Annotated in this window: 18 protein-coding genes; 6 read left to right on the top strand and 12 right to left on the bottom strand. The window is 63.1% G+C overall.

Annotation, left to right across the window (positions count from 1 at the left end; genetic code table 11):
- Positions 1-16: 16 nt before the first annotated feature.
- From J3A65_RS12180 to J3A65_RS12170, 3 genes are all read right to left on the bottom strand, one after another.
- Positions 17-856 carry an anti-sigma factor gene (locus J3A65_RS12180; RefSeq protein WP_209901413.1) on the bottom strand — a complete coding sequence of 280 codons (840 nt, stop codon included), beginning with the start codon at positions 854-856 and terminating at the stop codon, positions 17-19.
- Positions 853-1353, bottom strand: a complete 501-nt coding sequence (locus J3A65_RS12175) for an RNA polymerase sigma factor (protein ID WP_209901411.1) — start codon at positions 1351-1353, stop codon at positions 853-855. Before J3A65_RS12175 ends, J3A65_RS12180 begins: the two co-directional genes overlap by 4 nt.
- 98 nt (positions 1354-1451) lie before the next feature.
- Positions 1452-2411, bottom strand: a complete 960-nt coding sequence (locus J3A65_RS12170) for a metallophosphoesterase (RefSeq protein ID WP_209903478.1) — start codon at positions 2409-2411, stop codon at positions 1452-1454.
- 78 nt (positions 2412-2489) lie between these two features.
- Here J3A65_RS12170 and J3A65_RS12165 point away from each other — a divergent pair, with 78 nt between their 5' ends.
- Entirely contained in the window at positions 2490-2978 is a 489-nt protein-coding gene (locus J3A65_RS12165; protein ID WP_062455673.1) for an NUDIX domain-containing protein, read from the top strand.
- Positions 2979-2993: 15 nt separating this feature from the next.
- Here J3A65_RS12165 and J3A65_RS12160 read toward each other — a convergent pair whose 3' ends face one another.
- Positions 2994-3965 (bottom strand): glutathione S-transferase family protein, encoded by a 972-nt coding sequence (locus J3A65_RS12160; protein WP_209901409.1) that lies wholly within the window; start codon positions 3963-3965, stop codon positions 2994-2996.
- Between the two features lie 330 nt (positions 3966-4295).
- Between J3A65_RS12160 and J3A65_RS12155 the strand changes: the two genes are divergently transcribed.
- Entirely contained in the window at positions 4296-4799 is a 504-nt protein-coding gene (locus J3A65_RS12155) for an N-acetyltransferase (protein WP_062455683.1), read from the top strand.
- A gap of 30 nt (positions 4800-4829) precedes the next feature.
- Here J3A65_RS12155 and J3A65_RS12150 read toward each other — a convergent pair whose 3' ends face one another.
- Genes J3A65_RS12150 through J3A65_RS12125 form a run of 6 tightly spaced genes read right to left on the bottom strand, consistent with a single transcriptional unit; the run spans position 4830 to position 12673 of the window.
- On the bottom strand, positions 4830-5249 hold the full coding sequence (locus tag J3A65_RS12150) for a GNAT family N-acetyltransferase (protein WP_209901406.1): 420 nt from the start codon (positions 5247-5249) through the stop codon (positions 4830-4832).
- A gap of 29 nt (positions 5250-5278) precedes the next feature.
- Entirely contained in the window at positions 5279-5698 is a 420-nt protein-coding gene (locus J3A65_RS12145; RefSeq protein ID WP_113110754.1) for a GNAT family N-acetyltransferase, read from the bottom strand.
- Positions 5698-7764, bottom strand: coding sequence for a hypothetical protein (locus J3A65_RS12140; protein ID WP_209901403.1), 2067 nt, complete (start codon positions 7762-7764; stop codon positions 5698-5700). The genes J3A65_RS12145 and J3A65_RS12140 overlap by 1 nt, the downstream gene beginning before the upstream one ends.
- A 3-nt stretch (positions 7765-7767) precedes the next feature.
- Positions 7768-10695, bottom strand: coding sequence for a DUF4159 domain-containing protein (locus tag J3A65_RS12135; protein ID WP_209901400.1), 2928 nt, complete (start codon positions 10693-10695; stop codon positions 7768-7770).
- Entirely contained in the window at positions 10692-11627 is a 936-nt protein-coding gene (locus J3A65_RS12130; RefSeq protein ID WP_209901398.1) for a DUF58 domain-containing protein, read from the bottom strand. The genes J3A65_RS12135 and J3A65_RS12130 overlap by 4 nt, the downstream gene beginning before the upstream one ends.
- Before the next feature lie 32 nt (positions 11628-11659).
- Positions 11660-12673 (bottom strand): MoxR family ATPase, encoded by a 1014-nt coding sequence (locus J3A65_RS12125; RefSeq protein ID WP_062457917.1) that lies wholly within the window; start codon positions 12671-12673, stop codon positions 11660-11662.
- Between the two features lie 205 nt (positions 12674-12878).
- Between J3A65_RS12125 and J3A65_RS12120 the strand changes: the two genes are divergently transcribed.
- From J3A65_RS12120 to J3A65_RS12110, 3 genes are read left to right on the top strand one after another with little or no spacing between them, the layout of a single operon-like run.
- A complete protein-coding gene (locus tag J3A65_RS12120; protein ID WP_209901396.1) occupies positions 12879-13514 on the top strand; it encodes a DUF1285 domain-containing protein in 636 nt (211 codons plus the stop codon).
- Positions 13511-14146, top strand: a complete 636-nt coding sequence (locus tag J3A65_RS12115; RefSeq protein ID WP_209901394.1) for a CoA pyrophosphatase — start codon at positions 13511-13513, stop codon at positions 14144-14146. Before J3A65_RS12120 ends, J3A65_RS12115 begins: the two co-directional genes overlap by 4 nt.
- Positions 14143-15420 carry a CCA tRNA nucleotidyltransferase gene (locus J3A65_RS12110; protein WP_209901392.1) on the top strand — a complete coding sequence of 426 codons (1278 nt, stop codon included), beginning with the start codon at positions 14143-14145 and terminating at the stop codon, positions 15418-15420. Before J3A65_RS12115 ends, J3A65_RS12110 begins: the two co-directional genes overlap by 4 nt.
- 9 nt (positions 15421-15429) lie before the next feature.
- On the opposite strand, the gene J3A65_RS12105 is transcribed toward J3A65_RS12110, so the two are convergent.
- The gene (locus tag J3A65_RS12105) at positions 15430-15687 is read right to left on the bottom strand and encodes a hypothetical protein (RefSeq protein ID WP_092660339.1); all 258 of its coding nucleotides are present in this window, start codon (positions 15685-15687) and stop codon (positions 15430-15432) included.
- A 141-nt stretch (positions 15688-15828) separates the two neighbouring features.
- A complete protein-coding gene (gene hemF / locus J3A65_RS12100; RefSeq protein WP_062455712.1) occupies positions 15829-16740 on the bottom strand; it encodes an oxygen-dependent coproporphyrinogen oxidase in 912 nt (303 codons plus the stop codon).
- 187 nt (positions 16741-16927) lie between these two features.
- On the opposite strand from hemF, the gene J3A65_RS12095 reads away from it, so the two are divergent.
- A complete protein-coding gene (locus tag J3A65_RS12095) occupies positions 16928-17185 on the top strand; it encodes a hypothetical protein (protein WP_062455715.1) in 258 nt (85 codons plus the stop codon).
- Positions 17186-17193: the final 8 nt, after the last annotated feature.

Raw genomic sequence — 17193 nt, 5'->3', positions numbered from 1 at the left:
GATGCAGGCCGGAGGCTCAGATCAGTCCCGCGGCCTTGGCGGCGATCTCGTCGAGATCGGCGGCGGAGGAGGGGCCGACGACGACATAGGTCGCGAGCGGCGTGCTCCAGGACACAAGGCCCGTATCGGCGCGGATGTCCTCGACCGGTTTGTTGGTGTCCGAACGGGTCTTGGAGAAGGTGATCGCGATGATCTCTCCCTCATCGCCGCGGCGGTAGAGGAGGAGGCCCGAGGGGCGGTTGTCGGCGGTGAAAAGCCTTGCGCCGGCAAAGGTCAGCCCGCTTTGCGACAGGTCCGGAATGCGAAAGGCGATGCCGGTGCCCGTGGTCAGCCATGCGAGAATATCGCCCGGCCTGTCGGCACCGATTTCCACCAGACGATCGGGCAAGCGGGTATAGAGCCGGTAATGGGCGACGACGTCGTCAAGCCAGTCCCGCGAATCGAGCTGCACTTCCGAGCCGCCGAGACGGGTCGATCCCGGCTGGGTGCCGAGCGCATAGCCGATTCCGCCGCCGAGGCAGAGACTGAGAAGACATGCGACAAGGGCCTGCGTTCTGCTTGGCTTGAACGAGAGTGCCTGACGCTTTTTGTCATCAGGCAGCCTGATCGCGCGGCGCGGCAGTGGTGCGTTCTTGATGGTGCGGACGAGTTCGAGCGGCAGCGGTTCCTTCATGGCATCGTCGAAGACGCGCCGGCCGTAATCCGTGCCGCGCTTCAGACTGTCATGCAGGGCCCGCGCCTGAGGCTCGTTGACCAGAAGCGCTTCGATCTCCTGCCGTTCGTGTTCGTTGGCTTCGCCATCCAGGAAGGCAGAAATGCGCCGTTCTAGCGCGGGCGAGGAAGCACTGGCGTTCATGCGCGGCGCTCCGATGCTTCCGGCGCGATTTCCGACAGTCTGAGCCGTGCAGAACACAGGCGTTCGGCGAAGGCCTGTTTCGGAATGCCGAGGATCGCCGCCGCTTCGCCATAGGCAAACGATTCGACATCGACGAGAAGGAAGACACTGGCGAGGCCTGAGGGCAGGGACAGAAGGATCTGGTCCGATGTGGCCATCGTGGAAATTTCGGTAGCCGATACGACGCCCTGTGCCTTCGGGGTGGAGGACGGCTGGGTCTTGCGGCGCTTCTTGATCTCGTCGGACCAGGCTGTGCGCATCAGGCTGAACAGCCAGCTTTCGATGCGGCCTTCGCCCTTCCAGTGATGGCTTTTCTGGATTGCACGCGAACAGACTTCGCGCACCAGCCTGTCAGCATCCTCGGCGGTGCCTGCAAGCGTCAACGCGAAACGACGAAGCCTCGGCAGCAAGGCTACGAGGTCACGGCGAATGTCCATGGTCTGGGTCGGATTGTTCATGCGGAAACAAGCTTAACGGGGCTATGCGTTATGATTACGGCCATCTCGTTAAGCTATGAATCGAATGTGATGCATTTGCAACAGGCGACGCAATTAATCTACAAGATTTCGACGGTCTCGGGCTGGATCGCCGGCATAGGCATCGGTTGATCGCCATAAAAGACGTGGCTGCTGTCCAGCGCAATGCCGTCACCTGCCTGTGTCAGCCCGTAGCGTTCGCAAACCAGGTTCCAGTTGCCAGGTTCGCCCGACAGCGAAAACAGGTTGTAGGAAGCAGGTGGCTTGTGGCCGCCCGGACCCTGCGAGGCGGACGCGATACCGACGACCGGCACGCGCCGGTTATGGGTCTTGAGTTCGTAGACGGTGTTGAGATGCGTATGGCCGTGCAACACCAGTTCGGCGCCGCCGGTCGAGATGGCCGCAGCAAATCGACGGATGCCGATCATACGCTTGTGCGATGACGCCGCGCCGTGGATCGGCGGGTGGTGAATCATCACCACGCGGAACAGGCCACGTTCGCCGGCTTTCTTCAGCAGGTTCACGGTTTCGCGCGCCTGGCGCGGGCTGAAATAGCCGGATGCGGAAAACGGCGGCGTCGCGTTGGATGTGGAGCAGCCGATGATGGCGATCGGGCCACGCTCCCGGTAGGTCGGGAAGATGTGATCGTCCTTCGGCCATTCGCCCGGATCGTCGTCGCTTTTCACGAAGGGATACCAGGCGGCAACCGACTTGTCGTGAGCGCCCGGCACATAGGCATCGTGATTGCCCGGCACGACTGTGGTGTCGGCGGGATCGCCGATCGTGTCGAGCCATTCGCGGGCCAGCCGGGTTTCGATCTTGGTCGCCAAATTGACCAGATCGCCTGTGATGAGCAACTGGTCCGGCTCTCGGTCCTTCATGTCGCTCAACAGTAGATCCAGCGTGTTGACGAGAAGATGCTTACGGCGGGTGCGGTGCCAGTTGACGAAACCGGTGATGCGTTTTGACAGAAGCTCGCGCATCGTCAGCCGCGGAAGGGGCCCCAGGTGGATATCGGAAATATGCGCGAACTTGAACATGGCGAAGACATAACGCATGAGAGAGCAATTGGTACCGAATTTATCGCCGCTCCCGAAGTTATGAAGTGGAACGCCTGAATGGTTGAGCAGGGCATTCCCGAAGTTACTGGCGGCCGCGCCCGCATTCTCGTCTGGCTGATGCACAAGGCGTTCATCGTCACCCGCGGCATGACGATGGGTGTCCGGGCCGCCTGTTTCGATGACGAAGGCCGGATTTTCCTGGTGCGCCACACCTATGTTCCCGGATGGTATATGCCCGGCGGCGGAATGGAACGCGGCGAAACCGCGCTTCAGGCGCTGCACAAGGAACTGCGGGAAGAGGGCAATCTGGAAGTCCTGGGAGTGCCGGAGCTTTTCCACGTCTACCTGAACCGCAACGCATCGAAGCGCGACCACGTGCTGTTCTACAAGGTCAACGTCAACCAGAAGGCGCCGCGCACCGCGGATTACGAAATTGCGGAAAGCGGCTTCTTTGCGCTCGACGCGCTACCGCCTGAGGTCACGCAGGCAACAGCGCGCCGATTGCAGGAGCTTTCGGGAAAGATCGAGAAGGGGGAGTACTGGTGAGAGTTACCCGCTTTCCTACCCCCGCCCATGCGGTGCGTCGAGATCGAGCTCTGGTCCTGTCGGGACGATGCCGGTCGGGTTTATGGTTTTGTGGCTCTCGTAGTAGTGGTGCTTGATGTGGAGGAGATTGCAGGTCTCGGCCACGCCCTCGTGCTGGTAGAGATCGCGCAGATAGGCTGAAAGGTTCGGGTAGTCGGCGATGCGGCGGATGTTGCATTTGAAGTGGCCGACATAGACCGGATCGAAGCGGATGAGTGTGGTGAACAGCCGCCAGTCGGCTTCGGTCAGCTTGTCTCCGAGCAGGTAGCGGCTTTTCGAGAGACGGGTCTCGAGACTGTCGAGCGTTTCGAACAGCTTTGAGACGGCCTCTTCATAGGCGTCTTGCGTGGTGGCGAAGCCGGCCTTGTAGACGCCGTTGTTGACGGTGTTGTAGATGACCGCGTTGATCGCGTCGATCTCAATGCGCAGATCTTCAGGGTAGAAATCGACATCGGAACCGGTGATGCCGTCGAAGGCGCTGTTCATCATGCGGATGATTTCGGCGCTTTCGTTCGAGACAATCGTGTTCTGCTGCTTGTCCCAAAGGACCGGAACCGTGACGCGGCCGGAATAGGCGGGATCGGCTTTGAGATAGACCTGGTAGAGATAGTCGGAGCCGAACACGGCGTCGCCGGTTGCGCCGTCGCGTTTGCGGAATTCCCAGCCGTTTTCCAGCATCAGGTAATCGACGACGGAGACCGAGATCAGATCCTGCAGCTTCTTGAGGTTGCGGAAGATCAGCGTGCGGTGCGCCCAGGGGCAGGCGAGCGAGACATAGAGATGGTAGCGCCCTGCCTCGGCCTTGAAGCCGGAGGTGCCCGACGGTCCGGAGGACCCGTCAGCCGTTACCCAATTGCGGAACTGTGATTCGGAACGCTTGAAATGCCCCTTGCTGGCCTTGGTGTCGTACCAGACGTCGTGCCACTTGCCGTCTACCAGCATGCCCATAGCAATCTCCTTGGTTGTGCTGCCCATTAGATACGGCAGTGCCAGACAATGACGAGGTGCGATTTGGTAAACGCTGCGTTTTTGGATTGGACGGGTGGAAAATTTTCTGATAGCTCGCTTGTCACGATTGTTCGGGAACATCAAGAAAATGACCGAAGTGCGGACACTGCGACGACGCTGAAGATCGACCACGACGCCTGAAAACGCGTCGCGATATCGCTCGTCCTGTCTGCTCTCTCCCTACGGCTTCGGTTCTCCATGTCCCTGCATCTTGTTGCGTCGCAATCCTCAACATCCCAGAATTCTTCGTCCGAAAACACCGCCAAGTCCATGGCGAAACACGACCTCGTCTATCTGACCGAGGATGCGTCTCACGATGACATCATCGAGGTGATCAACGAGGAGGCTTTCGGTCCCGGTCGGCATGTGCGCGCCGCATCCCGCATTCGCGAGCAGGGGCCGCATGACCGGTCGATCTCGTTTGTCTGCGCTGACGATGGTGAGACGATCGCTTCGGTGAGGATGACGCCGGTTCTGGCGGGAAGCGTGAAGGGCCATATGCTGGGCCCGCTGGCGGTCAGGCCGTCGCACAAGAACCTCGGGATTGGCCGCGAACTGGTGCGGATTGCCATCGATGCCGCGCGCCGCCATGGTTCGGAAGCCGTGATCCTGATCGGAGATCCGCCCTATTACATGCCGCTCGGCTTCGAGAAGGTGGCCTATGATGCGCTCGATTTTCCGGGACCGGTCGATCCGGGCCGGGTGCTGGTCGTGCCGCTCAAGGACGGTGTGCATGACGGGCTGAAGGGCGTGATCGGCTGGCGGGAGCTGTGATCCGTCAGGACTTGCCGCCAAGCCTCTGATCTAGAATCGTTTTTCCAGCCACGTTACGTCATGTCCGCCGGCGAGGCCTTCGAGCTTGCCGATCGGGTGGTAGCCGAGCTTCAGATAGAGCGCGAGTGCTGCCGGGTTCATCGTATCGATATAGGCGCCGATACAGCCACGCTTGGCGGCTTCCGCTTCCGCCATGGTGAGCAGGCGGGTGGCGAGGCCCTTGGCGCGCATCCATTCGGGGATGAACAGCATCGAGATGTAAAGCCAGCCGCGGCCGGTATAGCCGATGAGGCCGCCGGCCATATCGCCCGCCGTATCACGCAGCGGGATTGCCAGTTCGCGGCGGTCGCTCTCGCCGAAGCATTCGATATTGAAGGCTTTCAGCTTGTCGAGGATGATGTCTTCATCCTGCTGCGAGATGCCTTCGACGATTTCCAGATCCATATCCATGCTCCCAGATTGCGGCCGAGATGGATAGACTAAAGCGCTTTTTGAAGGAAGGTGCGGGTTCTGGTTTCGACGAAATTTGGAATCTCGCCAAACACTTGGTAGCCGTGGCTCTTGTAGGCCTTGAGGGCGAGTGGGTTGAACGTATCGATCCAGGCGCCCTTGCAGCCGCGGGTACGGGCTTCATTTTCGGCCTCGGTCAGGAGCTTTGCTGCCATGCCCTTGCCGCGCAGGGTTTCCGGAATGAACAGCAATTGCGTGAAGAGCCAGCCCCAGGACGTGTAGCCCGACAGACCGCCGATGACTGTGCCGCTCTCGTCGCGGATCAGTACGGCGAGCAGTTTCCTGTCGGAGGGGCCGACTTCGCCTTCGTTGAAGGCGGTGAGGCCGCTGCTGACGATTGCTAAATCGTCTGAGGTCGGCGCGTCGGTGAGATTAAGCTCGTGGCCCATCAGCGACCCTCGCGCCACCACATCGCAGCCATCGCGAACAACAGCACCGACAGGCCGGCAAAGCCTGCAAACAGTGGCAGCGTGTTGATGCCGCGCAGCACCGTCTCGTCGGTCATGCGGATAACCATGCGGTTGGGATCACTGACACGAACTTCGCCGCGGACCGGCAGGATGTCGGGGATGGTGATGCCGTCGCCCGAGGCGACGCGGGTCACGAGGCCGCGGGTCTTGTCGGCATAGGGCCGCAAGGTTGCCTCGGTGGAGATCATTGCCTTGAACTCGGGCGAGTCGACCGCGCCGACATGAACAAGGGTCTGGAAGTCGCCGTTTCTCACCTCGAACAGGCCGGTTTCATCCATGCGGCTTTCATAGCGATACTCGCCGGGGCCGGCGGGCGTCATCTGGACGGTTTCGGTGCGGCCGGACGGATAGCGGATCGTGGCTGGGCCGGGATCGTCGCCGATCGTCTGGCGGGTGGCGGCAAGGGTTCGGCCGACAGACCGTGCGGTCAGCGCCTCTTCCTCCAGTTCCGGTTCCTTCATCAGCCAGTGAGCGATGCGGCGATAGAGCGCCACATGCGGGCCGCCGCCTTCGAAGCCACGGGCCCAGAGCCAGCCCTGATCCGACAGGAGCATGGCGACGCGGCCTTCGCCCTGACGGTTGAGGACGAGGAGAGGGCGATCGCCATCGCCTTCCATCACCGTCTGGCCCTGCGGCGGGTCGACATCGATGGTGCGGAACCAGCGTCCCCAGGCGGGCGGCGTCTGGTTGGAGCCTTCGAGGCCGCGGGTGACCGGGTGCTTGGTGCCGACTTCCGACAGATGCGGGAAGAAGCCGGCATTGTGGACTTCACCTGTGGGTGCGGCCGGCAGGACCTGTTCGAGCGGCGTCGCGGCGATCGAATCTTCGCCAGCGTGTTCCGGGCCTGCCGCGATCAGCAGCGCGCCGCCGTTTTGCACATACTGGGAGATGTAGTCGTAATAGAGGATCGGCAGCACGCCGCGGTGCTTGTAGCGATCGAAGATGATCAGATCGAAATCCTTGATCTTCTCGACGAACAGTTCGCGGGTGGGGAAGGCGATCAGCGACAACTCGTTGATCGGCGTGCCGTCCTGCTTTTCCGGTGGGCGCAGGATGGTGAAATGCACGAGATCGACGGAGGCGTCGGATTTCAGAAGGTTACGCCAGGCGCGTTCGCCGGCGTGCGGTTCGCCGGAGACCAGCAGCACGCGCAGGTTCTGCCTGATGCCATCGATGACATGGACGGCGCGGTTGTTGGCGGTGGTCACTTCGCCAGGCAGCTCCGCGACCGAGAATTCCATGACATTGTTGCCGCCGCGCTGGACGTTGAACGAGAACGGGGTGGTGACGCCGGGCGTCGCCTGAAGCGTGGCGATCTGCTGGCCGTTCATGCGCACGATGACTTCGGCGGGGCCGCCGCCCTGGCGACCGTCGTCGAACACGCGCAGTGTCAGTTCCTGCTCTTCGCCGACAATGCCGAAGCGGGGCGCGCGCAGCACTTCGATGCGGCGGTCGAATTCGTTTGGCTGGCCGGTGATCAGCCCGTGGACGGGTGCGTTGAAGCCGAGATCCTGATTGATGCCGGGGAGATCATGGATCTGGCCGTCTGTGAGGAACACGGCGCCGCCGACACGGGCCGGCGGAACGTCCGACATCGCGGAGCGCAGCGCAGTGAACAGCTTCGTCGATGGTGTGTCGCTGTCTACATCGTCTCCGGCCTCGACGATACGCGTCTCGATGCGGGGATATCGGGAGAAGCGGTCGCGCAGTTCCGCCAGCGCCTGATCCGTCTGCTGCTTGCGGCCCGCCGTCTCCTGGCTCTGGGAGCGGTCGACGACGATTGGCACGATGGTGGAGAGCTGGTCACGATCTTCCTGGTTGAGCGTCGGGTTGGCGAGCGCCATCAGGAGGGCGCCGAGCGCCAGCGTGCGAAGGACCGCACCACGGACGCCGCGCAATAGGGCGGTGACGGCAAGGACGAGGGCCAGAGCGCCGAGGGCTGCGAGGATCGGCCAGGAAAAGAAGGGGGCGAATTCGATGGTCATCGGTTACTGCCCCAGCCGTTCGAGGAGTGCGGGCACGTGGACCTGGTCGGCCTTGTAGTTGCCGGTCAGCATATACATCATGATGTTGACGCCGGCGCGGTAGGCGTATTCGCGCTGCATGTCATCAGGCGGTACGGTCGGGAGCATAGAATTGCCCTGTTGATCGACCGCCCAGGCGCCGGCAAAATCGTTGCCGGTGATCAGCAGCGGCGTCACGCCGTCGCCGCCAGAGGAGAGCTGCGAGGTGGAGTTGCGGGCATCCTGACGGGCTTCGACCCAGAGCGGACCGCCGCGATAGCGACCGGGAAAGTCCTTCAGGAGATAGAAGGTGCGGGTCAGAACATGGTTTTCCGGTGTCGGCTCGAGCGGCGGAATATCGATGGTGGCAAGAATTTCCTGCAGCCGCAGGCCGTTGGGGCTGGAGCTGCCATCGAGTGCTGAGACCTGGTCGCGGGTGTCGAACAGAACCGTGCCGCCGTTGCGCATATAGGCGTCAATGCGCGAGATCGAGGCCTGCGATGGCATCGGCGCTGTCGCGGAGACCGGCCAGTAGATGATCGGATAGAAGGAGAGGTCGTCCTTGGCGATGTCGAGGCCGACAGGGGCGCCGGGTTCGAGCGTCGTGCGGTAGCTCATGTACTGGGTGAGACCGTCGAGGCCGCGTTCGGAGATGCTGTCGACATCGCTTTCGCCGGTCTGGACATAGGCGAGGTGGGTCGTGTCGAGGCGGTCGAGGATCTGGTCGTCGCCAGGCTTTACGCCTTCACCGGGCTGCATTTCGCGAAATGGCTGCGGCTGGGCCGATTGCGGTTGCGCCGCGGCAGCGGGCGGCGAGGGTGGCTGCTGGGCGAGCGACGGGTTCGGGTTGAGCAGCGCCATTCCCAACGCGAAGCCGAGGATGAGGGTCGCGGCGGTGCCAGACGTCCGGGCGGAGGTCGGCTTGGAGCGTCCGGGGCGGCGGGAAAAGGCACCGTTCATGAAGAGCATTACCAGGCTATCGAGGACGAGGAGCGCGAAGGCGAGAGCAAACAGGGTCGGACGCAGCGACACGGCCTCGCCGCCAGCCAGTTGCTCCCGCGCCACCTGCGTTCCGCCGGCCGATGGATCGAAGGGGGCAAGCACGGTCGCCGGCGCAAGAAGATTGACGGCGGAGTAGCCGTCTTCGGTGCCGTAGAGGCCCGGAGGGTGGTCGAAGCTTGCGACAGGCCGGGCGTTGGCCGGGATGGTGATTGGACGGGCAGCGCCGGTCTCGGTAGTCATTACGCCGTCGGCGGTCAGCAGACGGTAGGGCGGAAGGGCTGCGGCAGCACCTTCGGTTCCCGGCGCACCGGACGCGCTCCCACCGGCAGCACCGCCGACGCGGGCCATCTGCACCAGCCGGCGCAGCATTTCGACGAAATTGCCTGACAGCGGCAGGTTCGACCAGGTTGCCTCGGCACTGGTGTGGAACAGCACGATGCGGCCGGCCTCGACTTCTTTTTCGGTGACTAGCGGCGTGCCATCGGCAAGGCTTGCACAGGTACGCTCGGCCAGATCCGGCGTCGGTTCGGCCAGAACCTGGCGGGTCACGGTGATATCGGCTGCGCGCGGAAGACCGGCGAAGGGGCCGAAATTCGGGAAATCGGCGAGTGCCTGCGGCTCCGACCAGGACATGGCGCCGCCGAGCGCACGTTCGCCCTGTCGCAGGGTGACCGGTACCAGCGGATCGTCGGCCGGTGCTGCGGCAAGCCGCGGTCCGGCGAAGCGGACGAGCGTACCGCCACGGGAAATCCAGCGCTGCAGCGGCTGCGAGATTTCCGGCGGCAGGCGGCCGACATCGGCCATGATGATCGCCGAGGGATTGTCTTCGAGGATCTGCGGGATCGACACCGAGAGATCGGCGGTGTTGGGCTGGATCACATCGGCATAGGGCTGGAGCGCCCGGCTGATATAGTAGAGCGGCTGCAGCAACGGCTGGAAATCGCTGCCGCTTTCGCCGGCAATCAGCGCCACGCGGCGGCGGCGGAAACCGTCGTCGAGAAGGTGGGCGGCACCGGCGGTTGCGATCCTTTCGACGGAAAGGCGGGCGAAATCGTTGCGCAGTTCGAACGGCGCGGAGATTTCCGTCGTTGCGGTGTTGGCGCCATCGGCAAATTCCAGCGTGCCTGCGGCAAGCGAGCGACCCTGCGGATCGAGCGCGTTGACGGTGAACTGCTGCGTGCCAGCCGTGGAAAGGCGTGTGGCGCTGACATTCATCGCCGTGGAATTGTTGGTGGCACCGGTGATCGCGACGGCCGATTGTCCATCGCCTTCGAGGACGCGCATGTCGCCTGCCGAGAGGCCGGCAAGGGCGGTCATCGTTTCGGCGTCGGTCGTGGCGGCGATGCCGTCGGAGACGAGCGCCAGCGTGCCGGGGCGGGTGCCGTTAAGGGCTTCCCGGAGTGCGGTGACGGCGCGCGTGCGGTCGGGCACCAGCGGCCTCGGGCTTGCGGCGGCGAGCTTGTCACGCGCTGTGGCGGCACTGCCGGGCGTTGCTTCCTGGTTCTGATCGGCGGTGAAGGCGATCGCGACCGGGAGGTCAGCGCTTTCGGCATCGTCGATCAGGAGATTGGCGGTCTCGACGCGGCGTTCCCAGTCGGTCGATGTTGCCCAGCCGTTGTCGATGACGAGCGCCAGCGGGCCATCGGTGTTGAGCGAACTCGTGCGCGGGTTGATGACCGGATCGGCGATGGCGAGAATGATTGCTGCGGCGAGAAGCATCCGAAGGAGCGTCAGCCACCACGGGCTCTGGGACGGCGTTTCCTCGCGCTTCAGCACACTTGCGAGAATGCGCAGGGGCGGGAAGACTTCCGACTTCGGCCGCGGCGGGGTTAGCCGCAGCAGCCACCAGATGGCGGGCAGGGCAATCAGGCCGAACAGGATGGCGGGATAGGCGAAAGCGAGCGCGCTCATGACCTGTCCTCGATATTTCCGCTATCGATCCGTCTAGGCGACGGCATGCCGGAGAGGTAGCCGTGGACGGCGACGAGAGCTTCGGAGGCGAGACGGTCGGTGCGGTGGAAAACGAAACTCCAGCCGAGACGGCGAAGGCCTTCTCCGAGCGCATCGCGGCGGGCGAGATAGGCGCGCTGATAGTCCTCGCGGATGTTTTCGGCGCGGCCGGAGACGAGCTTTTCGCCGGTTTCGGGATCGGTGAATTCGGTGCGGCCGGTATAGGGGAATGTCTCTTCGGCGGGATCGGCAACCTCGATCACATGGCCGCGCAGGCCGCGGCGTCCGAGCGGCGTGATGCGGTCCATGACCTTGTCGGCGTCATCGAGGAAATCGCCGATCAGGACGATATCGCTCTGGCCGCGGATCATGCCCGTGTCCGGCAGGCCGGTCGCCTGCGGCGCGTGCATGATGGCGGTCGCCAGCCGTTCGGCGGCGTTGCGGGCCGAGACCGGTTCCATGATGCCGGGGCATCCGATCCGTTCGCCGGAGCGGGCCAGGATTTCGGCGAGCGCCAGCATGATGACCAGCGCGCGGCTTTCCTTTGATACCGATCCGAATGTCGATTTGTACATCATCGACGGCGACATGTCGGCCCAGAGCCAGATCGTGTGGGCGGCTTCCCATTCGCGGTCGCGGACATAGGTATGGTCGTCGCGGGCGGAGCGGCGCCAGTCGATTCGCGACAGGCTTTCGCCCTCCGCATAGGGCCGGAACTGCCAGAAGTTTTCGCCCATGCCGCGCTTGCGGCGGCCGTGCCAGCCGGCAATCACCGTATTGGCGATGCGCTTGGCCTCGACCATGCAGTCGGGCACCAGCATGGCGCGCTGCTGGGCACGATGGAGGACATCGCTGCTGGCGGTTTGATCGACGATCTGGCCGATGGATGCCACGGAGGTTCCTTTCTAGCCTGAACCGGCGATCTTCAGCCGCGGGCCTGTTTGACCAGGCCGGCAATGACATCGCGCACCGACATGCCTTCGGCGCGGGCGGCAAATGTCAGCGCCATGCGGTGCTGCAGGACCGGTTCGGCAAGCGCGTGGATATCGTCGAGCGAAGGAGCGAGGCGGCCTTCGTAAAGCGCACGGGCGCGGGCCGTCAACATCAGCGACTGGCCGGCACGGGGGCCGGGACCCCAGGCGACATGCTTGTCGGTCGAAGCGTTGCCGTGGCCCGGGCGGGCCGAGCGGACGAGCGACAGGATCGCATCGACCACCTTGTCGGAGACGGGCATCTGGCGGATCAGCGCCTGGATATCCTTCAGCCGCGTCGCGTCGATCACGCTGCGTGCCTTGGCTTCGGCGCTGCCGGTCGTGTCGAGCAGGATCTGGCGCTCGGCGGCAAGCTCCGGATAGAGGACGTCCACCTGCAGGAGGAAACGGTCGAGCTGTGCTTCGGGAAGCGGATAGGTGCCTTCCTGTTCCAGCGGGTTCTGGGTGGCAAGGACGTGGAAGGGTGCGGGCAGGTCATAGCGCTGGCCGGCGACGGTGATGTGATATTCCTGCATGGCCTGCAGCAGCGCAGACTGGGTGCGGGGCGAGGCGCGGTTGATTTCGTCGGCCATCAGCAGCTGTCCGAAGACGGGTCCCTTGACGAAGCGGAAGGAGCGGCGTCCGGTCTCATCCGTATCCATCACTTCCGAGCCCAGAATATCCGACGGCATCAGGTCGGGGGTGAACTGGATGCGGTTGGAATCCAGCCCGAGGACGGTGCCGAGCGTCGAGACGAGTTTGGTCTTGGCGAGGCCGGGAACACCGACCAGCAGCGCATGACCGCCCGAGAGGACCGCGAGCATGGTGTTTTCGACGACACGCTCCTGGCCGAAGATGACCTTGGCGACTTCCTCGCGGATGGCGGCGATATCGGCAAGTGCCTTTTCGGCCGAGGCGATGATGGCTTTCTCGTCGAGGACTGTTTGCGTAGAATTCATCATGCCCATGTCGTTCACCATCACCCTTGATTGGTATCCAGATCCAGCAGGCTTCGCCGAACCTATCCGTCCGACCGTGAATCGCTGCATCGCAGCGGCCACCTTAGACGTTGAAACTTATTCCGCCAAATAAGGCTGACAAGCACGCGATGAATGACTATCTCGTGAGAACATTCACCTTGGCTGATGCTTAAGGTCGAACCGGGACTGAAAAATGGCAGTAGAACCAATTAATGAGGCGGCCGATGCCGCTGGTCTCGCGGCGATGATTTCCCATGCGTCGGAGCAGGCGAGCGGTGGCCCGAGGGGCGAAATGCCCGGCCTGCCGCCGGTCGAGCGGTGGAACCCGCCGTTCTGCGGCGATCTCGATATGGAAATTCGTGCTGACGGAACATGGTTCTATCTGGGCACGCCGATCGGCCGGGCGCCGCTGGTCCGGCTGTTTTCGACCGTGTTGCGCAAGGACGAGGACGGCCGAACCTATCTCGTCACGCCTGTGGAAAAGGTTGCGATCCGCGTCGTCGATGCGCCTTTTGTGGCGGTTGAGATGCAAACGAGCGCGCGTGACGGAGAGCAGGTGCTGACGTTTCGCACCAATGTTGGCGATGTCGTCGAGGCAGGCAGCGACCATCCGATCCGGTTTGCGATCGCGGGCGAGGGACAGGAACTGAAGCCCTACCTGCATATCCGCGGGCGGCTCGAAGCGCTGGTGTCGCGGGCGGTGATGTATGATCTCGCCGCGCTTGGCGAGACGGTAGAGATCGATGGGGTCGCGATGTTTGCGGTCCGCTCCGGCGATGCGGTGTTCCCGGTGATGCCGGCCGCCGAGCTGGAATTGTTGTCCCGATGAGCGGTCTTGGTTTCTTTTCAGCGGCAGAGTTTCGCCGCCGTTCGCTTTCCCAGAAGGGCGGGCCGATCGAGGAAGCGTGGCGCGATCACGGCGATCATCTGCTCAACCCGGCCTGGGTGAACGCGACCGTTCAATCCAAGCTGAAGGATGCGGCCGTGCTGGTGCCCGTCATCGACGATGCCGATGGCGCCAAGGTTATCCTGACGCAGCGGACGGTGAAGCTGCGCAAGCATTCCGGACAGATCGCGTTTCCGGGCGGTGCGATCGATCCCGAAGACGGATCGCCTGAGGTGGCGGCGCTGCGCGAGGCGGAGGAAGAGATCGGTCTCGACCGGCGCTTCGTCGAGCCGCTGGCCAGGCTTCCCGACTATTATGCGGCGACCGGATTTCGCATCACGCCGGTGCTGGCCGTTGTGAGCCGCGGTTTCGAGCTGACGCTCAATCCGGACGAGGTGGACGCGGCTTTCGAAGTGCCGCTGTCCTTTCTGATGGACGAGGCGAACCACCAGCGCGGCACCCGCGACTGGAATGGCGCGACCCGGCACTTCTACGTCATGCCCTATGAGGACCGGGAAATCTGGGGCATTACCGCCGGAATTTTACGCACGTTGTATGAAAGGCTTTACGCATGACCTCCATTGCTACCCCCTCGGTTGCCGGTGAGGCATGGTTCAACGATGCCGCTCTGCAGCGGCTTCTAGCGCTTCTGAACGCCGATGGCGGCGAGGCGCGGGTGGCGGGTGGCGCGGTGCGCAACGCGCTGATGGGGCTCGCCGTCGCCGATATCGACGTGGCGACGACGCTTCTGCCGCAGGATGTGGTGGAGCGGGCAGAAGCTGCCGGCATGAAGGCCGTGCCGACCGGCATCGAGCATGGGACGGTAACGCTGGTGATCGACGGCACGCCGTTCGAGGTGACGACGCTTCGCCGCGACATCGAGACGGACGGACGCCATGCCAAGGTTTCGTTCGGCACCGACTGGCAGGCCGATGCGGAACGGCGCGACCTCACCATCAATGCACTCTACGCGGATGCGTCGGGCGCTGTGGTCGATTTGGTCAAGGGATTGCAGGACATCGAGAGCCGGACGATCCGGTTTATCGGCGACGCTTCGCAGCGGATTGCCGAGGATCATCTGCGCATTCTCCGGTTCTTCCGGTTTTTCGCCTATTACGGATCCGGCCGGCCGGATGCCGACGGATTGCGGGCATCGGCACGCGCCAAGGACAGGCTTTCCACGCTTTCTGGCGAGCGGGTCTGGGGCGAGACGAAGAAACTGCTGGCCGCTCCCGATCCATCGCGCGCACTTTTGTGGATGCGGCAGGCTGGTGTTTTGACTGAAATTCTGCCCGAAACCGAAAAATGGGGCATCGACGGCATTCATCCGTTGGTCGCTGCGGAAGCGGCGCTCGGCTGGACGCCGGATCCGCTGCTGCGGCTTGCGGCGATCGTGCCGCCCGATGCGGAACGGCTTACGGCGATGGCAAAGCGGCTGCGGTTTTCGAATGCCGATGCGGCGAAGCTGGCCGTCTGGGCGTCCGCACCCGCCATTCCCGACGAGGTGACGGATGTCGGCTTCGATCGTCTGCTCTACCGAAATGGCGCGGCCGGGATGGTTGCACGCGTCAAGCTGGCGTTGTCGTCGGCCAGAGCAGCGGCCGAGGGCGATCCAATGGCGATGCGAAAGTCGGCAAGGCTGTCGGTTCTTCTGAAGCGGGCCGAGGGCTACGTCAAACCGGTCTTTCCGATCGCGGGCGCCGACGTTCTCTCGGCAGGTGTGCCTGCCGGCAAGAGGGTCGGTGAGATCCTGAAGCAGATCGAGGACTTCTGGGTGGAGCGTAACTTCAACCCCGACCGGGCAGCGCTGGCCGCCCGGCTGGACGAGATCGTGAAACAGAGCTCCTGATCAATCCTCCTATTCGGAGATCGCCCAGGAGTGGAACACGGATGCCCGCTCCGCGGGAATCATCATGTGAGCGGCATTGGCCGCGCCGGATTCCGCCGACTTACCGGCAAGCTGCCGCTTCACTTGCTCGACACAGAAAGCGTGGGGCAGTTCGCCACCGCTTCTAGCTCGCATTTCGACGGCCAGACGCTCGACCAATTCGGGCGTCTTCATCAACTTCGAAACGGGGTATGGACTTGGTTTTGTCAGGCTGTTTGATGGGGTCATGGCTGTTCTCCCGTGCAACCAGACCGCACGCTAGCACCGAACACACCGATTCGAACATCGAATTTTTCGCAGATGACAACTACCAGTGGCCTTACAGTCATCAATTTCTTGAGAGCAGACTGCCGGGGCGTGCCAAAATGATCAGGGCCAGCGGACTGCCGGTGGCATCGAGGACAAGATCGATTCCACATTGCCGCCTGTCTTCAGGCCGAAAATTGTACCGCGGTCGTAGAGAAGGTTGAACTCCACGTAGCGGCCGCGACGGATCAGTTGCTCGTCGCGGTTCTCTTCGGTCCAGGGCCGGTTGAAATTGCCGCGGACGATCTTCGGGTAGAGGAGGTTGAAGGCGCGGCCGACATCCTGCGTGAAGGCGAAATCGGCATCCCAGCCGCCTTTTTCCGCATCCGAGTGGAGCCAGTCGAAAAAGATGCCGCCGACGCCGCGGGGCTCGTTGCGGTGCTTCAGGAAGAAATAGTCTTCGCACCATGCCTTGTAGCGGGGGTAATCGGCGACCGCGTGCCGATTGCATGTGATTTCCATGACCCGGTGGAAAAGCTGGGTATCGGGGTCTTCCTGGCTGCGGCGGATGTCGAGGACCGGCGTCAGGTCGGCGCCGCCACCGAACCACTGGCTGGTGGTGACGACCATGCGGGTGTTCATGTGCACTGCCGGCACATTGGGATTGACCGGATGGGCGATGAGCGAAATGCCCGACGCCCAGAATGCGGGGTCTTCGTCGGCGCCGGGGATCTGCTTGCGGAATTCTTCGGAAAACTCGCCGTGGACGGTGGACGTGTGGACGCCGACCTTCTCGAAGACGCGGCCTTCCATCATCGACATCGTACCGCCGCCGCCTTCGCCCTCGTTGCGAAGCCAGTTCTTCCGGGTAAAGCGGCCGGGCGGCTGATCGGAGAGCGGGCCGGTCAGCTCGTCTTCCAAAGCCTCGAAGGAAGCACAGATCGTGTCGCGGAGGCTCTCGAACCAGGCTCGCGCGGCTGCCTTCTTCTCTTCGAGATTTTCGGGCAGTTCCTTGGGCAATGCCGGCCGTTCCATGGTCTTTTCCTTTTCCGCTATGCCTTTGATCTGATTCCGTATCCTCGCCGGCGGCACTTAGCATCTCAGACTTGCGCCGGCCATTCCCAAGCGCGTGAGACCGCCCGTTTTAAGACAGGAAAACAGACTCGCAATGCGTGTGAGACCATATTATCTTGATGTCACCAGGTGCCGATAAGAGGGTTTGATGGCGAAATTCACACCCCCGCCACTCGACGGGCTGAAGCGCAGAATTCACCGCCACCGGCAGGAACAGGCGGGCGGACCGGGCAGTATGTTCGTGCGCGAGACATTTCTGATGACCCGCGAGGATGCCCGCGAAAAAGCGCGGCAATGGTTCGACGAATTTCCGAAGGCTGCCTACTGGACCGAAGTGGAAAGCTGGCGCCAGCTGGAGGGCGACCGCATCGAGTTCACCATGCGGAGACTTCCGACGGCGGACTAAGGAAGTCC

It is taken from the genome of Rhizobium sp. PvP014, assembly GCF_017876855.1.
Taxonomy (GTDB): domain Bacteria; phylum Pseudomonadota; class Alphaproteobacteria; order Rhizobiales; family Rhizobiaceae; genus Neorhizobium; species Neorhizobium soli.
This window is presented reverse-complemented; position numbering and strand designations above follow the sequence as displayed.

Excerpts from the sequence above, each read along its gene's own strand:
- J3A65_RS12180 (WP_209901413.1), bottom strand. The coding sequence starts at position 856 with ATGAACGCCAGTGCTTCCTCGCCCGCGCTAGAACGGCGCATTTCTGCC.
- J3A65_RS12175 (WP_209901411.1), bottom strand. The coding sequence starts at position 1,353 with ATGAACAATCCGACCCAGACCATGGACATTCGCCGTGACCTCGTAGCC.
- J3A65_RS12170 (WP_209903478.1), bottom strand. The coding sequence starts at position 2,411 with ATGTTCAAGTTCGCGCATATTTCCGATATCCACCTGGGGCCCCTTCCG.
- J3A65_RS12165 (WP_062455673.1), top strand. The coding sequence starts at position 2,490 with ATGGTTGAGCAGGGCATTCCCGAAGTTACTGGCGGCCGCGCCCGCATT.
- J3A65_RS12160 (WP_209901409.1), bottom strand. The coding sequence starts at position 3,965 with ATGGGCATGCTGGTAGACGGCAAGTGGCACGACGTCTGGTACGACACC.
- J3A65_RS12155 (WP_062455683.1), top strand. The coding sequence starts at position 4,296 with ATGGCGAAACACGACCTCGTCTATCTGACCGAGGATGCGTCTCACGAT.
- J3A65_RS12150 (WP_209901406.1), bottom strand. The coding sequence starts at position 5,249 with ATGGATATGGATCTGGAAATCGTCGAAGGCATCTCGCAGCAGGATGAA.
- J3A65_RS12145 (WP_113110754.1), bottom strand. The coding sequence starts at position 5,698 with ATGGGCCACGAGCTTAATCTCACCGACGCGCCGACCTCAGACGATTTA.
- J3A65_RS12140 (WP_209901403.1), bottom strand. The coding sequence starts at position 7,764 with ATGACCATCGAATTCGCCCCCTTCTTTTCCTGGCCGATCCTCGCAGCC.
- J3A65_RS12135 (WP_209901400.1), bottom strand. The coding sequence starts at position 10,695 with ATGAGCGCGCTCGCTTTCGCCTATCCCGCCATCCTGTTCGGCCTGATT.
- J3A65_RS12125 (WP_062457917.1), bottom strand. The coding sequence starts at position 12,673 with ATGGGCATGATGAATTCTACGCAAACAGTCCTCGACGAGAAAGCCATC.
- J3A65_RS12120 (WP_209901396.1), top strand. The coding sequence starts at position 12,879 with ATGGCAGTAGAACCAATTAATGAGGCGGCCGATGCCGCTGGTCTCGCG.
- J3A65_RS12115 (WP_209901394.1), top strand. The coding sequence starts at position 13,511 with ATGAGCGGTCTTGGTTTCTTTTCAGCGGCAGAGTTTCGCCGCCGTTCG.
- J3A65_RS12110 (WP_209901392.1), top strand. The coding sequence starts at position 14,143 with ATGACCTCCATTGCTACCCCCTCGGTTGCCGGTGAGGCATGGTTCAAC.
- J3A65_RS12105 (WP_092660339.1), bottom strand. The coding sequence starts at position 15,687 with ATGACCCCATCAAACAGCCTGACAAAACCAAGTCCATACCCCGTTTCG.
- hemF (WP_062455712.1), bottom strand. The coding sequence starts at position 16,740 with ATGGAACGGCCGGCATTGCCCAAGGAACTGCCCGAAAATCTCGAAGAG.
- J3A65_RS12095 (WP_062455715.1), top strand. The coding sequence starts at position 16,928 with ATGGCGAAATTCACACCCCCGCCACTCGACGGGCTGAAGCGCAGAATT.